At 63.8% G+C, this 22537-nt stretch carries 23 protein-coding genes; 9 read left to right on the top strand and 14 right to left on the bottom strand.

Annotation, left to right across the window (positions count from 1 at the left end):
- Window positions 1-11: 11 nt before the first annotated feature.
- The 6 genes from glgA to ACOZJV_RS04590 all read right to left on the bottom strand — a co-directional run bounded on the left by glgA (window position 12) and on the right by ACOZJV_RS04590 (window position 6759).
- The gene (gene glgA, locus ACOZJV_RS04615; protein WP_078472135.1) at window positions 12-1580 is read right to left on the bottom strand and encodes a glycogen synthase GlgA; all 1569 of its coding nucleotides are present in this window, start codon (window positions 1578-1580) and stop codon (window positions 12-14) included.
- Between the two features lie 493 nt (window positions 1581-2073).
- Window positions 2074-3027: a D-2-hydroxyacid dehydrogenase family protein gene (locus ACOZJV_RS04610; protein WP_421546951.1), complete on the bottom strand. Its 954-nt coding sequence runs from the start codon at window positions 3025-3027 to the stop codon at window positions 2074-2076.
- Between the two features lie 135 nt (window positions 3028-3162).
- Window positions 3163-3597, bottom strand: a complete 435-nt coding sequence (locus tag ACOZJV_RS04605) for a YqaA family protein (RefSeq protein WP_421546950.1) — start codon at window positions 3595-3597, stop codon at window positions 3163-3165.
- Complete coding sequence (locus ACOZJV_RS04600) at window positions 3594-4043, bottom strand: DUF411 domain-containing protein (protein ID WP_421546949.1); 450 nt, start codon at window positions 4041-4043, stop codon at window positions 3594-3596. Before ACOZJV_RS04600 ends, ACOZJV_RS04605 begins: the two co-directional genes overlap by 4 nt.
- Window positions 4044-4234: 191 nt before the next feature.
- Window positions 4235-4690 carry an SRPBCC family protein gene (locus tag ACOZJV_RS04595; RefSeq protein ID WP_078472139.1) on the bottom strand — a complete coding sequence of 152 codons (456 nt, stop codon included), beginning with the start codon at window positions 4688-4690 and terminating at the stop codon, window positions 4235-4237.
- A gap of 74 nt (window positions 4691-4764) precedes the next feature.
- Window positions 4765-6759, bottom strand: a complete 1995-nt coding sequence (locus ACOZJV_RS04590; protein ID WP_421546948.1) for a methyl-accepting chemotaxis protein — start codon at window positions 6757-6759, stop codon at window positions 4765-4767.
- Window positions 6760-7162: 403 nt separating this feature from the next.
- Here ACOZJV_RS04590 and ACOZJV_RS04585 point away from each other — a divergent pair, with 403 nt between their 5' ends.
- On the top strand, window positions 7163-7693 hold the full coding sequence (locus tag ACOZJV_RS04585) for a hypothetical protein (RefSeq protein WP_078472283.1): 531 nt from the start codon (window positions 7163-7165) through the stop codon (window positions 7691-7693).
- A 47-nt stretch (window positions 7694-7740) separates the two neighbouring features.
- Here the strand turns inward: ACOZJV_RS04585 and ACOZJV_RS04580 are convergent, their stop codons facing one another.
- Window positions 7741-8736: an aldo/keto reductase gene (locus ACOZJV_RS04580; RefSeq protein ID WP_421546947.1), complete on the bottom strand. Its 996-nt coding sequence runs from the start codon at window positions 8734-8736 to the stop codon at window positions 7741-7743.
- Window positions 8737-8855: 119 nt separating this feature from the next.
- On the opposite strand from ACOZJV_RS04580, the gene ACOZJV_RS04575 reads away from it, so the two are divergent.
- Complete coding sequence (locus ACOZJV_RS04575) at window positions 8856-9770, top strand: LysR family transcriptional regulator (protein ID WP_421546946.1); 915 nt, start codon at window positions 8856-8858, stop codon at window positions 9768-9770.
- 104 nt (window positions 9771-9874) lie between these two features.
- On the opposite strand, the gene ACOZJV_RS04570 is transcribed toward ACOZJV_RS04575, so the two are convergent.
- A complete protein-coding gene (locus ACOZJV_RS04570) occupies window positions 9875-10003 on the bottom strand; it encodes a hypothetical protein (RefSeq protein ID WP_274609824.1) in 129 nt (42 codons plus the stop codon).
- A gap of 170 nt (window positions 10004-10173) precedes the next feature.
- Between ACOZJV_RS04570 and ACOZJV_RS04565 the strand changes: the two genes are divergently transcribed.
- The gene (locus ACOZJV_RS04565) at window positions 10174-10362 is read left to right on the top strand and encodes a hypothetical protein (protein WP_020298154.1); all 189 of its coding nucleotides are present in this window, start codon (window positions 10174-10176) and stop codon (window positions 10360-10362) included.
- Between the two features lie 16 nt (window positions 10363-10378).
- On the opposite strand, the gene ACOZJV_RS04560 is transcribed toward ACOZJV_RS04565, so the two are convergent.
- Window positions 10379-10759, bottom strand: a complete 381-nt coding sequence (locus ACOZJV_RS04560) for a hypothetical protein (RefSeq protein WP_020298153.1) — start codon at window positions 10757-10759, stop codon at window positions 10379-10381.
- 300 nt (window positions 10760-11059) lie between these two features.
- On the opposite strand from ACOZJV_RS04560, the gene ACOZJV_RS04555 reads away from it, so the two are divergent.
- Window positions 11060-13402 carry an acylase gene (locus ACOZJV_RS04555; RefSeq protein WP_421546945.1) on the top strand — a complete coding sequence of 781 codons (2343 nt, stop codon included), beginning with the start codon at window positions 11060-11062 and terminating at the stop codon, window positions 13400-13402.
- Window positions 13403-13436: 34 nt separating this feature from the next.
- On the opposite strand, the gene ACOZJV_RS04550 is transcribed toward ACOZJV_RS04555, so the two are convergent.
- Window positions 13437-14450, bottom strand: a complete 1014-nt coding sequence (locus tag ACOZJV_RS04550) for a FecR family protein (RefSeq protein ID WP_421546944.1) — start codon at window positions 14448-14450, stop codon at window positions 13437-13439.
- A 152-nt stretch (window positions 14451-14602) separates the two neighbouring features.
- Between ACOZJV_RS04550 and ACOZJV_RS04545 the strand changes: the two genes are divergently transcribed.
- Both ACOZJV_RS04545 and ACOZJV_RS04540 read left to right on the top strand, forming a co-directional pair.
- A complete protein-coding gene (locus ACOZJV_RS04545) occupies window positions 14603-14872 on the top strand; it encodes a PepSY domain-containing protein (protein WP_020298150.1) in 270 nt (89 codons plus the stop codon).
- A 219-nt stretch (window positions 14873-15091) separates the two neighbouring features.
- A complete protein-coding gene (locus ACOZJV_RS04540; protein WP_421546943.1) occupies window positions 15092-16129 on the top strand; it encodes an Ldh family oxidoreductase in 1038 nt (345 codons plus the stop codon).
- Between the two features lie 69 nt (window positions 16130-16198).
- On the opposite strand, the gene ACOZJV_RS04535 is transcribed toward ACOZJV_RS04540, so the two are convergent.
- Window positions 16199-16519, bottom strand: a complete 321-nt coding sequence (locus ACOZJV_RS04535; protein ID WP_020298148.1) for a DUF883 family protein — start codon at window positions 16517-16519, stop codon at window positions 16199-16201.
- Between the two features lie 155 nt (window positions 16520-16674).
- On the opposite strand from ACOZJV_RS04535, the gene ACOZJV_RS04530 reads away from it, so the two are divergent.
- Entirely contained in the window at window positions 16675-16929 is a 255-nt protein-coding gene (locus tag ACOZJV_RS04530) for a hypothetical protein (protein WP_020298147.1), read from the top strand.
- On the opposite strand, the gene ACOZJV_RS04525 is transcribed toward ACOZJV_RS04530, so the two are convergent.
- On the bottom strand, window positions 16901-17836 hold the full coding sequence (locus ACOZJV_RS04525; RefSeq protein WP_421546942.1) for a LysR family transcriptional regulator: 936 nt from the start codon (window positions 17834-17836) through the stop codon (window positions 16901-16903). The two genes, ACOZJV_RS04530 and ACOZJV_RS04525, sit on opposite strands and share 29 nt — an antisense overlap.
- Before the next feature lie 84 nt (window positions 17837-17920).
- Here ACOZJV_RS04525 and ACOZJV_RS04520 point away from each other — a divergent pair, with 84 nt between their 5' ends.
- Window positions 17921-18841 (top strand): carbon-nitrogen hydrolase family protein, encoded by a 921-nt coding sequence (locus ACOZJV_RS04520; RefSeq protein ID WP_078472147.1) that lies wholly within the window; start codon window positions 17921-17923, stop codon window positions 18839-18841.
- Window positions 18842-18973: 132 nt separating this feature from the next.
- Window positions 18974-19870 carry a LysR substrate-binding domain-containing protein gene (locus tag ACOZJV_RS04515; protein WP_201130817.1) on the top strand — a complete coding sequence of 299 codons (897 nt, stop codon included), beginning with the start codon at window positions 18974-18976 and terminating at the stop codon, window positions 19868-19870.
- A 9-nt stretch (window positions 19871-19879) separates the two neighbouring features.
- On the opposite strand, the gene ACOZJV_RS04510 is transcribed toward ACOZJV_RS04515, so the two are convergent.
- Window positions 19880-21313, bottom strand: coding sequence for an aldehyde dehydrogenase family protein (locus ACOZJV_RS04510; protein WP_421546941.1), 1434 nt, complete (start codon window positions 21311-21313; stop codon window positions 19880-19882).
- Window positions 21310-22506 carry an iron-containing alcohol dehydrogenase gene (locus ACOZJV_RS04505; RefSeq protein WP_201130819.1) on the bottom strand — a complete coding sequence of 399 codons (1197 nt, stop codon included), beginning with the start codon at window positions 22504-22506 and terminating at the stop codon, window positions 21310-21312. The genes ACOZJV_RS04510 and ACOZJV_RS04505 overlap by 4 nt, the downstream gene beginning before the upstream one ends.
- Window positions 22507-22537: the final 31 nt, after the last annotated feature.

Below are 22537 nucleotides of genomic sequence, written 5' to 3'. Positions count from 1 at the left end.
CATGTGGCCTCTTATTTGTGCATCGATTTACCCAGCGCCTTGGCAACCAGTTGTTCATAGAGTTCGGCGTAGGGTTCGACCGCCTTGCACCAGTTGAAGGGTGCGGCCATGGCCCGGCAGCGCATGGCATTGAGCAGTTCGGGGTAGGCGAATACCTTGAATGCCCGTTGCAGGGCTTCTTCGTAGCTGGGCACGGTGGACTCGTCGAACAGGAACCCGGTCACGCCGTTTTCGATGGTGTCGGCCAGGCCCCCGGTGTTGCGTGCCACCGGCAACGAGCCGAAGCGCTGGGCGTACATCTGGCTCAGGCCGCAAGGCTCGTAGCGCGATGGCATCAGCAGAAAGTCGCTGCCGGCAAACATGCGTCGGGCGTCGGTTTCGTTAAAGCCGATATGCACCCCGATCTGCCCTGGAAAACGCTGGGCCAGGGCGCGCATGGCCTGTTCTTCTTCCGGCTCGCCACGGCCGATGATGGCGATCTGGCCACCTGACTTGACGATAAACTCGGCCACGCCTTCGGTGAGGTCCAGGCCCTTCTGGTAGACCAGGCGCGAGACCACGGCGAACAGCGGGCCCGACGAATCGTCGAGGCCGAACATCTGCCGTACATGGTCGGCGTTGACTGCCTTGCCGTCCCAGTCGCCAATGCCGAATGGGCGGAACAGGTGCGGATCGCTGGTGGAATCCCAGCTTTCGTCAATGCCGTTGGGGATACCGCTGAGCAGGCCCTGCTGGGTCTTGCTGGCCAAAAAGCCGTCAAGCCCGCAGCCGAAGGCCGGGGTGGTGATTTCCTGGGCGTAGGTGGCGCTGACCGTGGTGATGTGGCTGGAGTAGGCCATGCCGGCCTTGAGGAACGACAGCTTGCCGTAGAACTCCATGCCTTCCTGTTGCAGGGCATGTTCGGGGATGCCCAGCTCCGGGCAGCAGGCCAGGCTGACCACGCCCTGATACGCCAGGTTATGGATGGTGAACAGGGTCGGGGTGCGTTGGCCGCGCCAGTGCATATAGGCCGGGGCCAGGCCGGCGGGCCAGTCGTGGGCATGCACCAGGTCGGGGCACCAGTGGATCTGCGCCAGGTTGGCGGCGATATCGGCGGCGGCCAGCCCCAGGCGCGCGAAGCGGATGTGGTTGTCCGGCCAGTCGCGGCCGTTGTTGGCGCCATAAGGCGTGCCTTCGCGCTCATAGAGCTCGGGGCAGATCAGAACGTAGATGACCAGGCCGTCGGGCATGTCCATGCGCCCGATCTTGCAGGCCGGCAAGGCCGCGTGGCCGCCCAGCTCACCGATGATATGGATCGGGTTTTCGCTGTGCAGCACCTGCGGGTAGCCGGGAATCAGGACCCGTACATCGTGCAGATGGGACATGGCCCGGGGCAGTGCCGCCGAGACGTCGCCCAGGCCGCCGGTTTTCACCAGGTCGGCGATTTCCGAGGTCACGAACAGGACTTTCTTGCGGTTGGGATTGATCCGATGAATCGGCGAAACCGTTTTGCCACCCGGAGCGAGCATGGACTTGTTGGCCGCTTCACTGGCCTGTGGCTGAGGTTGTTCTCCCTGGGTTTCCAATACGGCACTGATCATGTGTCTCTCCCATTTTATTGATCTGGTCCTGGTCTCACACCTGCACTGGCGCCGGTTCGCTGCCTGAATTGGGCCTGGATCCGGGCGCACAAGCGCTACGCAATGAAGAGCCAAGGCAGCCCATTGCGTCGAAGCAAAAAGGGTGAAAGGGGCATTGCAAGGATTGCACCAGTCGCTATGGCCCCACCTTTAAGCTGACCCAAGGGCTACAGCAAAAGTTTCGACTATTTTTCAGTAAAGGTGACTGTCCGGTCACTTTGTGAAAACCAGTCTAGGACAGAACCTAGAGCCTGGCAGGCGTGATCGGGGAATAAGTTCGACCGGCGGCGACAGCGGGCGCAAATAACCCGACGAAAGGTAGGGGCTGCACTGCGGGAGGGCGGACAGGTACGGCCAGTGGCGCGAAAAAGCACCGCCAGGAGCGAGGTCGCGGTGCGGGCGTCATTCCCCGCGCACGAAAGCGGTGCGTGGCTCTGACGCGGCGCCGGGCGCTCTAGTTGAGTGGGCGCAACGCTTGGCCGGCGTGCCAGGCCAGCAAGTCTTCGATCATCTGCCCATAAAACTGGCGGTAGTTGTTGCGGCTGACGTAGCCAAGATGGGGCGTGGCCAGCACCGTGGGCAGTTGCCGCAGGGGATGATCGGCGGGCAGTGGCTCCGGATCGAACACATCCAGCGCCGCGCCACCCAATCGGCCCTGTTGCAGGGCAGCGATCAACGCCGCTTCGTCGACGATCGGCCCGCGCGCGGTGTTCACCAGCAGCGCTGCAGGTTTCATCCAGCCCAGGGCCTGGGCGTCCACCAGGCCACGGCTGCGCTCGCTGAGCACCAGGTGCACCGAGAGCACGTCGGCCTGTTCAAACAGTTGCTGCTTGCTGACAGCGGTCACCCCGACCTCGGCGGCGCGCTCCGGGGTCAGGTTCTGGCTCCAGGCGATCACGCGCATGCCGAACACCTGGCCGAATTGCGCCACCCGCTGGCCGATACTGCCCAGGCCGAGAATACCCAGGGTCTTGCCATGCAGGTCGCCGCCCAGGCCTTGCTGCCAGCCGCCGTTGCGCAGGGAGGTGGCTTCGGCCAGCAGGTTGCGGGTGTGGGCCATGATCAGGGCCCAGGTCAGTTCGGGGGCGGCGTGCTTGTAGCTGTCGGTGCCGCACACCTGGATCCCCAGGCTGCTGGCCGCCGCGAGGTCGATGGCGGCATTGCGCATGCCGCCGGTCAGCAGCAGCTTGAGGCGCGGCAGGCTGCGCAGCAGGGCCGCGTCGAAGCGGGTGCGCTCGCGCATCACGCAGATCACCTCGAAATCCGTCAGGCGCTGGCTCAAGGTCGCGGTGTCGGCGGGGTAGTCATGGACAAAGGTGACCTCGCCAATGCCTTGCACTGGCGACCAGTCCACCACGTCACGGGCGACCTGTTGCCAGTCATCGATTACCGCAATCTTCAGCGTCATGGGACGGCTCCTGGGGCGGGGAGAATCTGCACGCTCAACCCGGTTCCTGCACGTCTGGACAGGGAGGGCGTAGCGGGTGGCAGACGATCTTGGCGCAAATCCGTTGCGAATTCCACGCCCCCGATTGGCATGGATTCAGGCGGTGATGCCCAGGGTCAGCAGGGCCAGCACGCCATAGCGTGCGCCTTTGGCCAGGGTCACGATCAGCAGGAAACGCTTGAGCGGCTCACCCATGACCCCGGCCACCAGGGTCAGCGGGTCACCGATGATGGGCACCCAGCTCAGCAGCAGCGACCAGTGCCCGTAGCGTTGGTAATGCACCCGGGCGCGCTCCAGGTGCCGGGGGCTGACCGGGAACCAGCGCCGGTTCTTGAAGCGTTCGAGGCGCCGCCCCAGCCACCAGTTGAGCAGCGAGCCGAGGACATTGCCCAAGGTCGCGCTGAGCAATAGCAGCCACGGCGCGTAGTGGGGGTTGAGCAGCAGGCCGACCAGCAGCGCTTCCGACTGCAGGGGCAGCAGGGTGGCGGCGCCGAACGCCGCGAGAAGCAGCCCGAGGTAGCCGAGGATCAATGGGCCGGGTAGTCCGCGACCACGACGTCCTGGCCGTCTTTGGTCAGGCCGATGACCTGGTAGGCGTCGGCGGGCATGCCGTCCATCTCCATGCCGGGCGAACCCATGGGCATGCCCGGGGCGGCGATGCCCCGCAGGTCGCTGCGGTTGCGCAGGGCCAGCACCTGCTCGGCCGGGACATGGCCTTCGACGAATTTGCCGTCAATCACCGCGGTGTGGCAGGAGGCCAGGCGTGGCGCCACGCCGAGGTGCTGCTTGACCGCGCTCATGTTGCTTTCAACGTGGTCTTCGACCTTGAAGCCGTTGGCTTCCAGGTGCTTGATCCACTCCTTGCAGCAACCGCAGTTGGCGTCGCGGTGCACTTCAATCGGGATGGGCGCGGCGGCCTGGGCCAGGGAAGTGACGAACAGGGCCGACAGGGCGGCCAGGCGCAGGGTGTTTTTCATGAAAGGTCTCGTGATCAAAAGGAGGTCCGGGGGGCGGTGCATTTTGAGCTTTTTTCGACCCGTCGCCGGGCACTTGTGTTTCAAGGTTATACAAACTACAGCCCGCCCTGTAGCCGCTGCCGCAGGTGTTGCTTGGGGGGAGATTGAACCGTGGTTGCTGACAGCTCACTGAGGGCGACATTACAGATTTGTCAGCGAGGCGGGATTTCCAGCTTGTGCTTGAGGTTATCCAGGGCCCGGTTCGATTGCTCCACCAGGCGCGAGTGGATGCCACCCAGGTTGAGGTCGGAGGTGTAGTGCAGGGTGCGCTTGAACAGGGTGGCGTTGCCCCGAGTCTGCAGTTGGTAATGCAGGGTGCCGTCGACGGCGATGGAGCTGAAAACCGCCTTGAATTCCCGGGGCGGGAGGGCGGTGATCACCCGGCAATTGAGGTGCACTTGCAGCCCGAGGAGGTCGATGACCCCGGTAAAGCGCTGGCCCAGGGGCAGGGAACCCGGGTGACCGGTACTGGCGCTGAGGGCCGTGGGGTGCCATTCGTGCCAGCGCTCGGGCTGGGTCACGTAGTCATAAACCTGGTCGATGCCTGCCTTTATATAGAGCTCATTGATGATGTGCTCGTCCAGCAGATGCGATTGGCGCTGTCCCATGCTGCACCTCCTTGTGACCGGAGCTGCAAATATAGCTGCACTGGCGCGCCACGCACGCCAGTGCAACCGACCGTTCAGCGGACTTTGAAGCGCGCCATCAGGGCGCTGACCCGGTTGTTGGCCTGCAGCAGGTTCTGGGTGTTGCTGGCGCTGGCCTGGCCGCTGTCTACCAGTTGCTCGACCATGTGCCGGATGCTGACCATGCTGCGATTGATCTCTTCGGTCACTGCGCTCTGTTGTTCGGCCGCGGTGGCGATCTGGGTGCTGAGGCTGTTGATCTGGTTGACCGAGCCGGCCATTTCATCCAGTCCGGAGTTGACCCTGGCCGTGGCGTCCGCCGCCGACTGGCAGCTGGTCTGGGTGTTTTCCATGGCGCTGACCGAAGAGCTGACGCCCAGGGTCAGGCGGTTGAGCATTTCGTTGATCTCCGAGGTGCTGGCCTGAGTGCGGGCGGCGAGGGCGCGCACTTCGTCGGCCACCACGGCAAAACCGCGGCCTTGCTCGCCGGCCCGGGCGGCTTCGATGGCGGCGTTCAGCGCCAGCAAGTTGGTCTGCCCGGCAATGGCGCCGATCACCCCGAGAATTTCGGTGATGCGCTGGGCATCCTGCTGCATGGCCTCGACCTTGTGGGTAGCGCTGGCCACTTCGTCAATCAGCGCCACCACGCTGCTCGACGCTTCGCCGACCACCACCCGCGAGCGTTCAGCGTGTTCGTTGGCGCGCTGGGTAAAGGCCGCGGTTTGGGCGGCATTGGCCGCGACGCTGTCCGCGGTGGCGCTCATTTCGGTAATGGCGGTGACGGTCTGGTCGGTTTCCGAGGCATGCCGCGCGAGGATCTGCGTGGTCTGGGTCGAGGTCTGTTGCAGTTGCTCCAGGCTGTTGGCCATGGCCCCGGTGGCCTCGGTCACCTCACCGATCATGTTCTGCAGGTAGACGATAAAGCGATTGACCGAATGGCCGATGGCCCCCAGTTCGTCTTCGGCGCGAATGGTGATGCGCCGCGTCAGGTCGGCATCGCCAGTGGACAGCGCGTCGATATTGGCCTTGAGCGCCTTCATCCGCTGCACCAGCTGGCGGATCGCGTACACCTGCAACAGCACCAGCAGCACGATCATCGGGATCTGCAACAGGCTCAGGGTGCTCAGCACGTCGTCACGCTGGGCGGTGATCAACTCGGTCGGCAGGGCGCTGGCCAGGAACCATGGGGAGCCCTCGATCGGGCGCATGAAGAAGGTGCTGGCGACCCCGGCGTTGTCAAACTCGACCCGCTGCAACGAGGCGTCGCGTCGCTCCAGCCCGGCCTTGACCTGGGCAGCGAACGGCGAGCTGGCGACCAGCTCGCTGATGTTCTTGAGCACGATCTGGCCGTTGATGCGCGAGCTGTTGCTGATGATCTTGCCGTCGGCCTCGACGATCAGCATCTCGGCCTTGAGGTCCTGTTCCTTGCGCGCCACCAGGTCGTTGAAAAAGCCCAGGGTCACGTCGATGGTCGCCACGCCGTACGGCACACCGTCCCGGGAAATGGCCATGGCGCAGTTGGTGCGCGGCTCGGCGCTGGCATCATCCTTGTAGGCGGCGGCCCAGGCACATTGTCCACGTGGGGTCTGCATGCCGCCCTTGTACCAGGACTGGTCGTAATAGTTGGGCGCCGGGTCGCTGTTCCAGAAGGTATTGATCGTGAGCTTGCCTGAGGCATCGCGGTGCCAGAAGGTGCTGTGCTTGTTGCGCCCCGGGGTGCGCTGGCCGGGCAGGGGCCAGATGCCGCCGCCAAACACTTTCAGCTCGCCGTATTGGTCCACCAGGCCCGGCAGGACCTTGTCGATGGTGTCGCTGTCGAGCAGGGGAATGGTCTGGGTGATGGTGCGTTGCTGGGCCTGGACCTTGTTCAGTTCGCCCTGGATCTGCTGGGCCACTTCGGCGATGCGGTTGAGGACCACCTGTTCTTCGGTGTGGCGCAGCTTGGGCGCCACCAGCTGGCTGATGCCGACGACCGTCAGCACGAACATCAGCAGGATGAACAGGACCAGAAACAACGTGTAGCGAGCTTGGATCGTGCGCAGTGCGGGCATTGGACCTGTCCTTTCGAAGCGTTTCTTATTATTCGAAGCGAGCGCCCCCTATCAGGGCTTCGTCAGGTTGTCGGCGTGGTTTTGCCCAGCTTTAGTACGCCCGTGCAAGAAAGTTATGGCCGTCGTCGCCTGATATCGCTGCGATGTATCCGAGACCGTTCAATTGCGCAGGCTGCAGGCCTTAAAATACGCTTGAAAAGGACCTGGAACACTTCGTGCTGATGAGTACAAGCCTTGCAGGACGGGGCTTGGCTGGTTTGTATCGAAAATGTACAAGAATTGTAAATTGCCGAAATAAAGCGTTGTTGGAGGGCGATGGCACGTTGATACTTGCGCCTATTCGCCGCTCGGCTGAGGCTTCGCCGCCCGGGCACTGTGTACATATGAAAAAGGAAGCATGCTCGTGACAATCGGATATGTCGGTGCCTGGACCAGTAAGGCCGGTTTGTTGGTACGTGAGGGCTCGGAGACCGCCAAGCCGGTTTCCCAGAGCACCAAGGTGCGACAGATGCTGGCCCTGGTCGGCAACGACCCGACGGCGCTCAACACCAAGAAGATGGACGAGCTCAAGCTGCACCGGCAGATCAAGGGCTTTGATCCGACCAACGTCACCGCCACTCAACTGGGCAACATGAGCACCTTCCTCAAGAACAACGGCCTGATCACTGATATCACGGCGTTGAACCTGCTCAGTGCCGGCGATGATTTCGACCGTTTCGGTGCGCCGAAGAACCCGGACCAGGCGTTCAATGCCCTGGAATTCTTCGCCACCAAGCTTGAGACCATCCAGAACAACAACCTCAAGGGCAACAAGTACGCCAACTACTTGATCCCCGAGTACAAGAAGGCCATCTACGTCCTGCAAAACCTGCAGACCTATGGCAAGGGCAACGGTACGACGGTGGTCGACAAGAACATCTCCGCCAAGGCCTGACGCCTTGAGTGCGTCGGGGCTCTGGCCGAGCCCGCGACGCACGCCGCTTACTTGTCGAGCAGGGCCATCACTGCCTCGGGGTAGCGCTGGCCGGACGTGGCCTCGGGGCTGAAAATCCGCTCCAGAGCTTGCAGCTCGGCGGCCTCCAGGCGCACCTCCAGCGCCGCGACGTTTTCTTCCAGGTATTTGCGTTGCTTGGTTCCGGGAATCGGGATCAGGTAGTCGCCCTGCGCCAGTACCCAGGTCAGGGCCAACTGCCCAGCGGTCACGCCTTTTTCCGCCGCCAGGCGCTGCACCTGATCCACCAGCAGCAGGTTTTTCGCGAAGTTCTCCCCCTGAAAGCGTGGGCTGAAGCGCCGGTAGTCATCGGCGGCGAAGTCGTCTGGGCTTTTCAGCGCACCGGTGAGAAACCCTCGGCCCAATGGGCTGTAGGGCACAAAGGCGACGCCCAGGCGCTGGCAGGCGGCGAGGCAGCCGTTGTCTTCCTGATCGCGGCTCCACAACGAATATTCACTTTGCAGGGCACTGATCGGATGCACCTTGTGCGCCCGCTCCAGGGTCGCCGCCGAGGCTTCGCTGAGCCCCAGGTAACGCACCTTGCCGGCCTTGACCAGCTCGGCCATGGCGCCGACGGTTTCCTCGATCGCCACCTGCGGGTCGATGCGGTGCTGGTAGTACAGGTCCAGGGTTTCAATCCCCAGGCGCTGGAGGGTGCCGTCGATGGACGCGCGGATGTATTCGGGACTGCCGTTGACCCCGCGGGCCGCCGGGTTGGCCGGGTCGCGCACGATCCCGAACTTGCTGGCCAGGAACACCTGTTCGCGCTTGCCGCGAATGGCCTGGCCGATCAGTTCTTCGTTGCTGTGGGGGCCGTACATGTCGGCGGTGTCCAGCAGGTTGATACCCAATTCCAGGGCGCGATGCAGGGTGGCGATGGCTTCGCGGGTATCGGTGCCGGTGGTGTAGAAGTCGGTCATGCCCATGCAGCCGAGGCCGATGGCGCTGACGTGAGGGCCGTTTTTACCAAGTTGACGGGTTTGCATCGGGGTATGACTCCGGTTGGTTAAGTGTCGCCATTGTTCTCCTCGACAAAACCAAGATAAACCGGCTAAAAACGCTATCACTGTTCGTAATATCTAAATAATCCACGAGTCTGCGCCCCATGGACCGTTTCAACGCCATGCGTGTTTTCACCCGTATCGTCGAACTTGGCGGCTTTGCCAAGGCCGCTGACAGCCTGCAAATGCCAAGGGCGTCGGTGACCATCCTGATCAAGCAACTGGAGGCCCACCTGGGTGTGCAGTTGCTGCACCGCACCACGCGCCAGGTCAGCCCGACCCTGGATGGGGCCGCCTATTACCAGCGTTGCGTGCAATTACTGGCGGACCTGGAAGAGACCGAGGCGGCGTTTTCGGCGACCCGGCGCAACCCGCGTGGCACCTTGCGCATCGATATGCCGGCCGGCGTCGGGCGCTTGATCGTGATCCCGGCATTGCCGGCGTTTTCCGCGCGTTATCCGGCGATCGAGCTGGAGATCGGCCTCAACGACCGGCCGGTGGACTTGATCCGCGAGGGTGTGGATTGCGTGTTGCGCGGCGGCCTGTGCCTGGATGACTCCCTGGTGGCCCGGCCACTGGTGCTGATGGAACAGGTGACCTGCGCCAGCCCCGGTTACCTGGAGCACCATGGCACGCCGCAGTCCCTGGACGAACTGGGCGGGCATCAGGTGGTGGAGTACTTTTCCAGCGTCTCCGGCAAGCGCTACGGCCTGGAGTTCGAGGTGGGGGAGGAAGTGCGCCTGGTGGACCTGCCCAAACAGGTAGCGGTCAACAGCGCCGATGGCTACCTGGCGGCCTGTGAGGCTGGCTACGGGCTGGTGCAGACGCCGTACTACCACGTTGCCCAGCAGTTGGCCGACGGGCGCCTGCGGCAGGTACTGCGGGATGTACCACCGCCGAGGTTGCCGCTGACCGCGCTGTACCCGCCGCAGCGGCATTTATCGACGCGGGTGCGGGTGTTCGTAGATTGGCTGGTGGAGCTGTTCGACGGGCCGGGCGTGCACCAGTACCGGCGCTGAGCGGCCACAGCAAAACGCCCGCTGGGGAGCGGGCGTCGGGACGGTGTGCTGCGGGTCGGCGCTTCAGGCTGGCCTGGATCGGTCAGTGCTGGAGTGCCGGGTCTTCAACGGTGGTAGTAACCAGGCCCGCCGTCGTAGTAGCGATGGCCTCCGTGCCCGCCTGGAAGAAAGATGCAGCCGGACAGGGCCAGCATCAGCAGCAGGGGAATCAGCACTGTGATTCGACGGAACATGTTTCAATCCTCATGGGCTCTGGGGGACAACTTCGGCGCCCGTGCAGCGAAAACTTTTGCGCGCCTGTAACATACGACCCCGTTTGCCCTGTCCCATCCCCGAATCTCGGTAGGTGCTTGGCATTCGTCTTGATACAAAGCCGATACATTCCAAGGCCCAGGAACCCGTAATGACCCAGTCACAACGCTTGAAATACTCGATTCTGATCTCCCTCCTGGTACTGGGGATCATGCTTGGCCTGTCCTACCTGCAGAACAACGGCGTCATCAGCGAGAAGATGTTCCAGTACATCGCCATCGGCGTGGCCGTGGCGGTAGTGGTCATCAACGGCGTGATGCGCCGCAAGGTCAAGCCTTGAGCTGAGCCCGGCGGGCTCAGGCGCTGCCGTCGAGCAAGGCTGCGGCCTGCTGGTGCAGGCTGTAGCTTTTGTCGGCGTTGAGGGTGATCACCCCTTCGCTGCACAGGCGCTTGAGCACTTCACGCACACTGAGGAACGACAGCGGGATATCCAGTTCCAGCAAATGGCTGTGAATACCGCGTACACCCAGTGAACGGTCGTTCTCGGTGGCCACCAGCAGGGCGTCTATGACTTTGAGGCGAATCAGGCTGGTGCGCAGGCCGAAGCCCTTGAGCAGCTGGCGGATACGCTCGTTACTGTTGCGGTCGGCGTTCTTGCCGAACACACCGGCGCCGGCATTCAGAGAAGGCGAGGACTGCGCGGTGTTGCCGTCCGTTGGCAATTGCGGGTTGTACATGCAAAAACTCCTTTTCAGAGCCTGATCAGGAAAATGATGGGTGCTCTCATTAACTAAGACGTATGAGCACGCCAAATCATGAAGCCCCAGATGTATAAATTTCGTCAGTATCTTGTCGCTGACACGTCAGACAGCTTTCTGTCGCCCCTCGCGCGCTAAATTTCCCGGTCGGTTTTCGTCTTTATGGGCAGGCACTTTTCGGCTTCGGCCGGACTGCACCGTGTTCTCCAGGCTGGCTCGACGTGTGTGCGTCGTCCCCCCTTGCCGGCCTGGTGTCTTTTTTTTCGAGCAGGAGTCGGCGTGATTATTTCCAGGCAGTTACCCAGTGTGTGCCTCGCAGCCTTGTGTCTGGGGCTGAGCCTTGCGGCCCACGCCCGCACCCCGGCCCCCGCGCAACCGCGCGAGGCCAGCGCCGAGATCCGGCGAACCGCTTTCGGCGTCCCCCATATCCGTGCCACCGACGAACGTGGCCTGGGATATGGCATCGGTTACGCCTATGCCCAGGACAACCTGTGCCTGCTGGCCAACGAGGTGCTGACGGTCAATGGCGAGCGCTCCAGGTACCTGGGGGCCGAAGGGCAGACCCTCGAGCAGCGCGACAACCTCACCAGCGATGTGTTTTTCAAGTGGCTGAACACACCCGACGCGGTGTTCGGCTTCCTGCAGGCGCAAACCTCCGAGGTGCGCCAGTTGATGGGGGGCTATGTCGACGGCTACAACCGGCAACTGGCCGAACGCCGGGCCCAGGGGCTGCCAGCGCAGTGCGACGGTGAATGGGTACGGCCGCTGACCACCCTGGACCTGGTGAAATTGACCCGGCGCCTGCTGGTGGAAGGCGGCGTCGGGCAATTCGCCGAGCCCCTGGTCGGTGCCACTCCGCCCGGTGCTACGGCCCAGGCCAGCATCAGTCGTGCCAGCCTGCAACTGGCGGAGGCGCGTCAGCAGCGCTTTGCCCTGGACCGCGGCAGCAACGCGGTGGCCGTCGGGGGCGAGCGCTCGTTCAACGGTCGCGGCCTGTTGCTGGCCAACCCGCATTTCCCGTGGATTGGCGGCATGCGTTTCTATCAGATGCACCTGACCATCCCCGGCAAGCTCGATGTCATGGGCGCCGCGTTGCCGGGGCTGCCGATGATCAATATCGGCTTCAATCGGCACCTGGCATGGACTCACACGGTCGACACGTCCAAGCACTTCACCCTGTATCGCCTGCAACTGGACCCCAAGGACCCGACTCGCTACCTGCTGGACGGCAAGTCGCTGCCGCTGACTCCGCAGACCCTGAATGTCCAGGTGCGGGGGGCGGACGGCGAGTTCCAGCTTGTCACGCGCACGGTCTACAGTTCGCAGTTCGGCCCGGTGGTGCAATGGCCGGGCAAGCTCGACTGGGATCGCCAGTACGCCTACAGCCTGCGTGACGCCAACCTGGAAAACGACCGGGTGCTGCAACAGTGGTACGCCATGAATCAGGCGTCGGACCTCAAGCAACTGCAGGGCTCGGTGCACAAGATCCAGGGCATCCCCTGGGTCAATACCCTGGCGGTGGATGACCAGGGCCAGGCGCTGTACATGAACCAGTCGGTGGTGCCCAACGTCAGCGCGGCCAAGCTGGCACTGTGCAGCGATCCACGGGCGGGTACGCAGATGATCGTGCTCGACGGCTCACGCAGTGCCTGCGCCTGGGACAACGCCCCGGGGGCTGCGCAGCCGGGCATCTTCGCCGCGCAACAATTGCCGCAACTGCTGCGCGGCGACTTTGTGCAGAACTCCAACGATTCGGCCTGGATGGTCAACCCGGCTGCGCCGCAGGAGGGTTTCTCGCCGCTGATCAGCCAGCAGGACCTGCCGCTCAAGCAACGCTCGCGGTTTGCCCTGGAGCGCCTGGGCCGGATGAGCGGCCCGGGCCAGATTGGTGTCGCCGATTTGCAGCAGATGGTGATGGATAACCAGGTGTACCTGGCCGGGCAGGTGCTGCCGGACGTGTTGCAGTTCTGCGCCGGGGACCTGGGGGCCGATGCCGGGCGGCTTGAGGCTGTGTGTGCCAGCCTGAAGACCTGGGATCGCAGCGCCAACCTGCAGGCCGGCCTGGGCTTTGTGCACTTTCAGAATGTGATGCAGCCATTGCTCAAGCACAACGACTTCTGGCGCGTGGCCTTTGATCGTAAAGATCCGCAGCACACGCCGCGCGGCTTGAACATCGACCAGCCGGCGGTGGCTCAGGCCCTGCGTGAAGCGATGCTGGGCTCGGTGACCAAGGTCGCCGAAGCCGGGCTGGGCGCGCAGACGCGCTGGGGTGATATCCAGGTGGCCAGCAGCGGTGAGCGGCAGACGCCGATTCATGGCGGCCCGGAAAGCCTGGGGGTGTACAACGCGATGCAGAGCGTGCCGGGGGCCAAGGGCAAGCGTGAGGTGGTCAGCGGCACCAGCTACCTGCAAGTGGTCAGCTTTGACGATCAGGGGCCTCACGCCCAGGGGCTGCTGGCGTTTTCCCTGTCCAGCGATCCGGCGTCGAAATATTCGCGGGACCAGACCGAGGCGTTCTCCAACAAGCAGTGGCACGCACTGCCGTTCACCGAAGCGCAGATCAAGGCCGATCCGAGCTATCAGGTGCAAGTAGTGGGTGAGGGTGCCCCGGCCAAGCGCTAGGGGTAATCGGGCTGCGCCTGTCAGGGCGCAGCCTTCAGATTTTCGGCGGGCTTTGCGGCAGCGAGTTGATCACCGGGTTGCCGTCTTTGTTACGCGTCAGGTACACCGGCAGCACCTTGGGCAGCGAAGCCGGCAGGCCCTTGACCTCCTTGATGTTGTAGATGCCGCCAACACGGATCGCCCCGGTGGCCTGGTCGGCCAGCATCAGCGGCGCGCTCAGGTAGCGGTTGATCAGGGGCAGGGCATCGCTCAGGGCCAGGTTGTCGAGTACCAGCTTGCCGCTGCGCCAGGCCAGGGAACTGTCGTTGGCGTAGGTCTGGCTAATCTGCGGTGCGTAATCGCCATTTTTGTAGCGGGCCTGGGTCCCGGGTTCGAGGCGAAAGCCATCGCCGGGCAAGGCATTGTTGCTGGTGACCAGCACCGAGCCTTCGATCAGGGTCACGCGCACCTGATCCTCATACATCCACACATTGAACTGGGTGCCGGTGACTTTCACCTGGCCCTGGGCGGCCTTGACCACGAACGGGTGGCTGCTGTCATGGCGCACTTCAAAGAAAGCTTCGCCCTTGCGCAGGGTGACCTGGCGCTGATCCTTGTAGTTGCTGTAAGTCAGTTCGCTGCCCAGGTTCAATTCAACCTGGCTGCCATCCCCCAGGGTCACCTTGCGCACCGTGTTGTCGCTGGTGAAGTGCTCGTAGGAGGAGGGGATCCAGCCCAGGTTCCACCCGGCATAACCGGCCAGGGGCAAGGCCAGGGCGCTGATGGCCGCTGCCACGCCGTAACTGCGCCAGTGCCTGCGTGCCCGGGGCTGGACTGTCGGGGGAGGCGTGAGCTGTTCGGGCAATGGGCGGGGCAGATGGTCGGCGACGTCCCAGATTTCGCGCATCGCTTCATATTCAAAGGCGTGCAGAGGATCGGCGTCATGCCATTGCTGGAAGGCCTGGCGTTCTTGCGCCGTGCAATCGGATGCATGCAGACGCATGCACCAGTGGGCTGCCGCATCCGTGATGGCGTCGTATTCGGCTTCTGAGAGGGTGTGTTCGCTCATTGACTCTTCCTGATTTCCGACATTCTACCCTCCACGCCAACCCTTGGAGAACAGCCGTCATGGCGAATGCGCATCAAAGTGGAACTTATTTTTTACGGTAATGCCCTAAAAACAGGACTTACGTAATCAGTATCCACAAATGGAGTGAAAAAATGATCAAGAAAACCCTCGCCGCTTTCGTCGCCACTGCCTCCCTGCTCAGCGCCGGTGCCGCGCTGGCCGATCGTCCGGGCGCAGGCTGGATCAGCATTGAAAAAGCCGTCGAAACCGCGAAGACCAAGGCCGGCTATGTAGAGATCTACGAGATCGAAGCCGATAACGACGGCTACTGGGAAGGCAAAGGCCGCAAGGCTGACGGGATTGTCTATGAGTTTCGTATCGACGGCGCTTCGGGCAACGTCCTGCGCGACCAGAAAGACTGATAGTCCCTCGCGCCAGGGCACGTTCTGTAGCCCTGGCGCTCCTGCCCTCTGTCTCGACTCCCCGCTGCAAACGTCCCCTCCGGCCTCCGATTTCCTCTGAACGACCTGTGTTGGCATTGGCTGTGCACGCCTGCGCGGTGGTTGACAGCAGGCGCGTCGAAGGTTGTTTAATCCGCTTCTACGCTGTTGCCCCCTCCAATAATTAAACTGGAGCTTCAGATGTCCGCATTGCCCCTGGTTGATGAAACGCCTGGCGAAGCCCTGTCGCTGGACCAACTTACACAGCTCCTGGAAACCATCTTCCTGCGTCACGGCACTTCCCTCGAGGTGGCCCGCAGCCTTGCTGCCAACTGTGCTGGCGCCGAGCGCGACGGCGCCCACAGCCATGGCGTGTTCCGTATTCCCGGTTATGTCTCGACCCTGAAAAGCGGCTGGGTCGATGGCCAGGCGGTGCCGGTGGTCGAGGACGTGGCGTCGGGCTTTGTCCGGGTCGACGCTGCCAATGGCTTTGCCCAACCGGCGCTGGCCGCTGCCAGGGCGTTGTTGGTGGAAAAAGCCCGCAGCGCCGGGATCGCGGTGCTGGCGATCCGCAATTCCCATCACTTCGCCGCGCTGTGGCCGGATGTCGAACCCTTCGCCTATGAAGGCCTGGTGGCCTTGAGCGTAGTCAATAGCATGACCTGCGTGGTGCCCCATGGCGCCGACCGGCCGTTGTTCGGCACCAACCCGATTGCCTTTGCCGCGCCCCGCGCCGGGGGCGAGCCGATCGTCTTCGACCTGGCCACCAGCGCCATTGCCCACGGCGATGTGCAGATTGCCGCACGCAAAGGCGAGCGCCTGCCGCCGGGCATGGGCGTGGACAGCCTGGGGCAGGCGACCCAGGACCCGAAGGCGATTCTGGAAGGCGGCGCCTTGCTGCCCTTTGGCGGGCACAAGGGGTCGGCGTTGTCGATGATGGTCGAGCTGCTTGCAGCGGCCTTGACCGGTGGCAATTTTTCATTCGAGTTCGACTGGTCCAACCACCCTGGGGCCAAGACGCCCTGGACCGGGCAGTTGCTGATTGTCATCGACCCGAGCAAAGCGGCCGGGCAGAACTTCGCCGAACGCAGTCAGGAACTGGTCAGGCAGATGCATGGGGTCGGGCTCAAGCGTTTGCCGGGCGATCGGCGGCATTGGCAGCGGGAGAAATCACAGGAGCATGGGATAACCCTGGCACGCACCGAGCTGGCGCAGTTGCGGGAATTGGCGGGGTTGTAGCGGTTGACGCGATAAACAAGGCTCAGGCGAGCGCAAGGCTCGCCTGAAACCCTTGCTCAGGAACCGATATCAGGAACGGCGCCCGAGCAACAGGCCAACCACCAGGCCGAAACCTGCGGAAATGGCCACGGTCTGCCACGGGTGGCCACCGATGTAGTTCTCGGTGGCGTCCACCACCGGTTTGCTGCGTTCACGCACATTGGCCACCGAATCCAGTGCCTGCTTGAGCTTGAGCGCAACCTGCTGACGCAAGGTTTCACCTTCTTCGCCGACCAGCGCGGCGCTGCCCTTGAGCAGTTTTTCCGATTCTTCGATCAGCGCCTGCAACTCGCTGAACGCCTGGTCCTTGATTTGTTCTTCGGCTGCTTGCGCGACAGTTTTGCGAGCCATTGAGTTACTCCTTGAGTTAAGTGATGCGGTGAACAATGGAGTCGGGCGGGAGCGGAAAAGTTGCAGCTATTTTCCGCTTCCGTGAAAACCCGAGGGTAAACCCGTAGCCGCCTAAGGTGTAAGATGTCGCCTATTTTACGCAGCAGGAATTTCCCATGAGCTTCAACCTGGCCGACAAAACCCTGGCCGAACGCGCCGCCCTCGAAGATGAAAAGTCCCGCCTGTTCGACCTCTGGCAGAGCAACCTGGGCAAGGCCAAGGGCGATGCCGCGCGGCTGTTCGGCGAGCGCAGCAAGCGCAAGGGGCGCTGGTCCGAGTGGGTTCGCGCCGAACTCGACGGCATGTCGCCGCCGGAATACGCGAACATGGTCCGCAGTGAAGTCAACCGGCTGATGGCGGCGAGCAAGTAACCGCGAAGCTTTCGATAATCGCCTCACGCACCTTGAGCAACACCGGGTCGACCTGGGCGCTGGTACGCCACCCCAACTCAATCGGGTAACGCGGCAGGTCCAGCGGGCAGGGCAGCAGCGCCAGCCCGCTCAAGGCGGCAATCCCCCGGGCGGCGTGGGCCGGGATGGTCGCCACCGCCTGGCTGCCCTTGAGCAGATAGGGCAAGGCCGCAAAATGGCTGGTGGAGGCGCACACATGGCGGCTCAGGCCCAGGGCGGCGAGCCCCTCGTCGGTGATCCCGATAAACCCCTGTGACGACACCAGAACATGTTCGCGCGCGACAAACTGCGCCAGGCTCAGTGCCTGCTGCCCGGGTTCCAGGCTGGCCGGGTCTGCCAGGCACAGGTAGCTGCCTTCGCCCAGCACCTGGCGGCTGAGCAGGCGTTCGGCAAAACCGCCGGCGCTGATCGCCAGGTCGATGCTGCGTTGCAGCAGGGCTTCACCGACGATCTGGCTGTGGCTCTGGCGGAAAATCAGGCGCAACTTCGGCGCCCGCCGGGCCACGGCCTCGATCAAACGCCGGCCATAGGCGATCTCGAAATCATCCGACAGCCCCAGCGTCACCGAGCGGCCCTGATAGTCGTTGGCGCTGGGGTCGACCATGGCCAGGCTCTGCCGGCATTTGTTCAGGGCCTCGCTGATCACCGGCTTGAGCTGGTTGGCCCGCAGGGTCGGTGCCAGGCCGCGTCCGGTGCGCACGAACAACGGGTCGCCATACAATTCGCGCAAGCGACGCAAGGCCGCGCTCATGGCCGATTGGGTGACGCCCAGGCGCAACGCCGCGCGGCTGGCGCTGGACTCGTCGTGCAGGGCTTCGAAGGCCTTGAGCAGGTTGAGATCGACGCTGGCGATATTCATCTGGTTCATATCATTAAGCACTGAGATGGGGTTTATGCATGATCGGTGCGCGGCGGAGAATGGGCAACACTTCACCGCTGACGGAGCTTTCCGATGCCAGTATCCATCGTCGCCGCGCTACAAATCGGCTCCCTGCCCGAAGGCAAGGCCGCCACCCTGGAACAGATCCTGTCTTATGAAAACGCGATCATCGCAGCCGGTGCGCAACTGGTGGTGATGCCCGAAGCGCTGCTTGGCGGCTACCCCAAGGGCGAAGGGTTCGGCACTCAGCTGGGTTACCGTCTGCCGGAAGGCCGCGAAGCCTTCGCCCGCTATTTCGCCAATGCCATCGACGTGCCGGGGGTGGAAACCCAAGCCCTGGCCGAACTCTCGGCGCGCACCGGGGCCAATCTGGTGCTGGGAGTGATCGAGCGCAGCGGTAGCACCCTGTATTGCACCGCGCTGTATTTCGACCCCCAGCACGGTCTGCTGGGCAAGCACCGCAAGTTGATGCCCACCGGCACCGAACGCCTGATCTGGGGCAAGGGTGACGGTTCGACCCTGCCGGTGTTCGACACCCAGGTAGGGCGCGTGGGCGCGGTGATCTGCTGGGAAAACATGATGCCGCTGCTGCGCACCGCGATGTACGCCAAGGGCCTGGACCTGTGGTGCGCGCCGACCGTGGATGAGCGCGAAATGTGGCAGGTCAGCATGCGTCACATCGCCCATGAGGGGCGCTGCTTTGTGGTCAGCGCCTGCCAGGTCCAGGCCTCGCCCCAGGCGCTGGGCCTGGAGATCGCCCATTGGCCCGCCGAGCGCCCGCTGATTGCCGGCGGCAGCGTGATTGTCGGGCCGATGGGCGATGTGCTAGCCGGGCCCCTGGTCGGCTGCGCGGGGCTGATCAGCGCGCAGATCGACACCGCGGACCTGGTGCGCGCCCGCTACGACTACGACGTGGTCGGGCACTATGCGCGCCCGGATATCTTCGAGTTGACGGTGGATGAGCGCGCCCGGCCCGGAGTGCGTTTTACTTGAGGTGCAGCCACGCTTCGCGGGTGTTCGCCCGGGCGGGCCGAGGGGCCTGCAAGCAAGGCCGCCAGCAGTTGACGCTGGCCCCGGGCTGCCGTTGAATAGCCAGCCTCACGCCCCTTTGCCCGCGGAACTACTGTGCTTAGAAACGTCACCGATATGGACTTGCGTCTGCTGCGGATTTTCTCCGTGGTGGTCAAATGCGGTGGCTTCACGGCGGCCCAGGCCGAGCTGAACATGAGCCAATCGAACATCAGCACCCATATCTCCAGCCTGGAAAAACGCCTCGGCTATCGCCTGTGCGAGCGCGGCAAGGGAGGCTTTCGCCTGACCGAGAAGGGCCAGCGCATCCTGGCGGCGGCCAGTGCGCTGTTTGGTGCGGTGGATGTGTTTCGCAACGAGGCCCAGGAATTGTCCGGGCGCCTGGTGGGTGACCTGTACCTGGGCCTGGCCGACAACATCGCGACCTTGCCGGCGGCTCATATCGACGCAGCGATCGCGCGCTTTTACCGGCGCGACCAGGATGTGCACCTGCACGTGTTCGTCAACTCGCCCACCGAGCTGGAGCTGGCGGTGATCGACGGCCAGCTGGACCTGGCCATTTCCTATTTCAGCCGTAGCCTGCCGACCCTGGACTATCAGCCGTTGTACAGCGAAGAGATCGGCGTGTTCTGTGGGGCTCGGCATCCGCTGTTCGCCGAAGCCGCGCCGACTTTGGAGCAGATCAAGGCCTGTGACTGGATTCGCCACGGGTTCCTGCCGGCCAACCAGGTGCTGCCGGTAGCGCCGTCGCGTGCCACGGCCACCGCCTACCACATGGAGGCAGTGGTGCATGGGGTGCTGGCGGGGACGCACCTGGGTTATTTGCCCAATCACTACGCCCGGCCCTGGGTGCATGACGGGCAGATGCGCGCGTTGCATGCGCAGACCCTGCGTTACGAGGTGCAGCACAGCATGATCACCCACGCCGGCCACCCCCATAGTGAAGCCCTAAAGGCCTTTATCGATGACCTGCTGAGCGAACACCGCAATTGAGCACCGCGTTTACCCCAGGCAACGGGTCACGTGCTTCAGCGACTGATAGGCGGCCAACCCCCAGGGCCCCAGTTCACGGCCGATACCGCTGCCCTTGGTCCCACCCCATGAGGTTTCGACGAACACTGCCTGGATCGAGTTGATCCACACATGACCGACCTCCAGGGCTGCCGCCAGCCGTTCAGCCCGGGCCAGATCGGCACTGATCACTGTCGCCACCAGACCGAAGGCGCTGTCATTGGCCAGGGCCAAGGCTTCGGCTTCCGTGCTGAAACGCCTTGCGCAGAGTACCGGTCCGAAGATCTCCTCGCGCCACAGGCGGCTGTCGCCCGGCACCTGGTCGTACACCGTCGGGCTGACGAACCAGCCGGGTTCGGCCAGGGCTTCACCGCCGGTCAGGCACACCAGGCCTTCGTCGCGGGCAATGGCGAAATAGTCGAGCACCTTGCGGTACTGTGCCTCGCAGGTCAGGGGGCCCATATCCACTTCCTGATGCTGCGGGTTGCCCACCCGCAACCGTTCCAGGGCCTGGGTCAGGCGTTGCAGCAGGGAATCGGCAATGGCTTCATGGACCAGCAGGCGTGAAGTCGCCGAACACATTTGCCCGGCGTTCCAGCAGAAGCCGGCAATGATCCACTCCACCGCCTGATCCAGATCGCAGTCCTCGAACACCAGGATCGGCGATTTGCCCCCCAGCTCCAGGGTCACCGGCCGGCAATGCTCGGCGCAGCTGTGCATGACTTTTTGCCCGACCGGGTTGCTGCCGGTGAACGACAGCTTGTCCAGCCCCGGGTGCGCACTGAGGGCCGCGCCGACAGTGCTGGCACCGACCACGATATTCAACACCCCGGGCGGCAGGCCCAGCGTTTCTGCGATCTCGGCGTAGACCTGTTCGATCAGAGGCGTGACCTCCGACGGCTTGAGCACCACGGTGCAGCCGGCGGCCAGGGCCGGGGCAATCTTCCAGGCGCTGGTCACCAGGGGGAAGTTCCAGGGCACGATCAAGCCCACCACGCCCAGGGCCTCGGCCCGGCAATGGGCCTGGAAGCCGGGAGCCGACAGCGGCACTTCGCGGTTCGGGGTGGCGTCCAGTTGTTGGGCCAGCCCGGCGTAGTAGGTGAAGGTGGCGATGGCATCGTCCAGGTCGACACTGGCTTCGTGCCGCGGCTTGCCGTTATTGCGCATTTGCAGCTCGAGCAGCGTGCTGCGGCGTCGTTCGAGTTCGTGGGCGAAGCTGTGCAGATAGTGCCCGCGCTGGCTGCCGCTGAGGCTGCGCCAAGGACCGAGGGCCTGGCGCGCGGCAGTGACGGCGAGGTCGATCTGCTGTGCGCTGGCGCCCTGGAGACGGGCAATGACCTGGCCCAGTGACGGGTCGCAGGGGCTCAGTTGCTCGTCGCCTTGGCCATCCTGCCACTGGCCGTTGATATAGAGCGCCGGATTCATGGACGCACCCCCGGCAGCACGCCGTGTACCGCGTTGCAGAAAATCGTCCGGTACTGCTCGGCGTTCAGGGGCTGGGCATTGGTCTCGGAAGAGGAAATATCGGCCACCGCCTGAGCCCCGACCCAGTCGGCGTCGGCCGTGTCCAGGCCGATCTCGCCAAGGCTGTGGGGGATGCCCAGCTCCGCGCGCAGCGCCAGGACCCAGTCCAGGAAGCCTCGGAAGTCAGGCTGCGGCAATTCCAGGTAACGGGCCAGGCGCGCGATATCGGCGTCGATCACCGGCTGGTTGGCCACCAGCACATAAGGCAGCAGGATCGCGTTCAACAACCCATGGTGCTTGTGGTAGCGCGCTCCCAGCGGGTGCGCGAGGGCATGCACGCCGCCCAGGCCTTTCTGGAACGCCACGGCGGCCATGGCCGAGGCCACCAGCATGCCTTCGCGGGCCACCAGGTCCTGGCCGTTGGCGTAGGCCTGGCGCAGGTGCTGGCTGACCAGGCGAATGCCTTCGACGGCGATGCCGCTGGACATCGGGTGATACAGCGGCGAGCAGAAGGCTTCGAGGTGATGGGTCAACGCATCCATGCCGGTCGCGGCGGTCAGTGCCGGCGGCAGGCTGCGTGTCAGTTGCGGGTCAAGGATCACACAGGCCGGGAGCAATTGTGGATGGCTGATCACCCGTTTCACGTGCAGCCGGGTATCGGTCAGCACCGCCTCACGGCCCAGTTCCGAGCCGGTGCCGGCGGTGGTGGGCAGCGCGATCAGGGGTGGCAGGCCGAGTGCGGGGAAGTCGCTCAGGCTCGGATAGCGCTCGATGATCTGCGACCACTCAAAGCGCTCCAGACCCTCAGGGTCGCAGGCTGCCAGGGCGATGCCCTTGGCCGCGTCCATGGCGCTGCCGCCACCCAGAGCGATCAGCGAGTCGTGCTCGCCGGACTGGAACGCGACAACGCCGCGCTGCACATCTTCCAGGCTGGGGTTGGCGCCCAGTTCGGAAAACACCGCAACGGGCAGCCCGGCGCGGTGCAACTGCGCAACCAGCAGGTTGAAGGGTTCGAGGGTGAGCATGCCGGGGTCGGTGACCAGCAGCGGACGGCCCATGTTCAACAACCGGCAACGTTGCCCGAGCAGGTCCAGGGCGTCGGCGCCGCAGAAGATTTCAGTGGGATAGTTCCAGTAATGCACAGCAGGGGACATGGTTTTCTCCAGCACGAGTGAGTTCACAGGT

It is taken from the genome of Pseudomonas sp. QD4 (assembly GCF_049199125.1).
In the GTDB taxonomy this organism is placed as follows: domain Bacteria; phylum Pseudomonadota; class Gammaproteobacteria; order Pseudomonadales; family Pseudomonadaceae; genus Aquipseudomonas.
This window is presented reverse-complemented; position numbering and strand designations above follow the sequence as displayed.

Coding starts and splice junctions, on each gene's coding strand:
- glgA (WP_078472135.1), bottom strand. CDS start 1,580: ATGATCAGTGCCGTATTGGAAACCCAGGGAGAACAACCTCAGCCACAG.
- ACOZJV_RS04610 (WP_421546951.1), bottom strand. CDS start 3,027: ATGACGCTGAAGATTGCGGTAATCGATGACTGGCAACAGGTCGCCCGT.
- ACOZJV_RS04600 (WP_421546949.1), bottom strand. CDS start 4,043: ATGAAAAACACCCTGCGCCTGGCCGCCCTGTCGGCCCTGTTCGTCACT.
- ACOZJV_RS04595 (WP_078472139.1), bottom strand. CDS start 4,690: ATGGGACAGCGCCAATCGCATCTGCTGGACGAGCACATCATCAATGAG.
- ACOZJV_RS04590 (WP_421546948.1), bottom strand. CDS start 6,759: ATGCCCGCACTGCGCACGATCCAAGCTCGCTACACGTTGTTTCTGGTC.
- ACOZJV_RS04580 (WP_421546947.1), bottom strand. CDS start 8,736: ATGCAAACCCGTCAACTTGGTAAAAACGGCCCTCACGTCAGCGCCATC.
- ACOZJV_RS04575 (WP_421546946.1), top strand. CDS start 8,856: ATGGACCGTTTCAACGCCATGCGTGTTTTCACCCGTATCGTCGAACTT.
- ACOZJV_RS04570 (WP_274609824.1), bottom strand. CDS start 10,003: ATGTTCCGTCGAATCACAGTGCTGATTCCCCTGCTGCTGATGCTGGCC.
- ACOZJV_RS04565 (WP_020298154.1), top strand. CDS start 10,174: ATGACCCAGTCACAACGCTTGAAATACTCGATTCTGATCTCCCTCCTG.
- ACOZJV_RS04560 (WP_020298153.1), bottom strand. CDS start 10,759: ATGTACAACCCGCAATTGCCAACGGACGGCAACACCGCGCAGTCCTCG.
- ACOZJV_RS04550 (WP_421546944.1), bottom strand. CDS start 14,450: ATGAGCGAACACACCCTCTCAGAAGCCGAATACGACGCCATCACGGAT.
- ACOZJV_RS04545 (WP_020298150.1), top strand. CDS start 14,603: ATGATCAAGAAAACCCTCGCCGCTTTCGTCGCCACTGCCTCCCTGCTC.
- ACOZJV_RS04540 (WP_421546943.1), top strand. CDS start 15,092: ATGTCCGCATTGCCCCTGGTTGATGAAACGCCTGGCGAAGCCCTGTCG.
- ACOZJV_RS04535 (WP_020298148.1), bottom strand. CDS start 16,519: ATGGCTCGCAAAACTGTCGCGCAAGCAGCCGAAGAACAAATCAAGGAC.
- ACOZJV_RS04530 (WP_020298147.1), top strand. CDS start 16,675: ATGAGCTTCAACCTGGCCGACAAAACCCTGGCCGAACGCGCCGCCCTC.
- ACOZJV_RS04525 (WP_421546942.1), bottom strand. CDS start 17,836: ATGAACCAGATGAATATCGCCAGCGTCGATCTCAACCTGCTCAAGGCC.
- ACOZJV_RS04520 (WP_078472147.1), top strand. CDS start 17,921: ATGCCAGTATCCATCGTCGCCGCGCTACAAATCGGCTCCCTGCCCGAA.
- ACOZJV_RS04510 (WP_421546941.1), bottom strand. CDS start 21,313: ATGAATCCGGCGCTCTATATCAACGGCCAGTGGCAGGATGGCCAAGGC.
- ACOZJV_RS04505 (WP_201130819.1), bottom strand. CDS start 22,506: ATGTCCCCTGCTGTGCATTACTGGAACTATCCCACTGAAATCTTCTGC.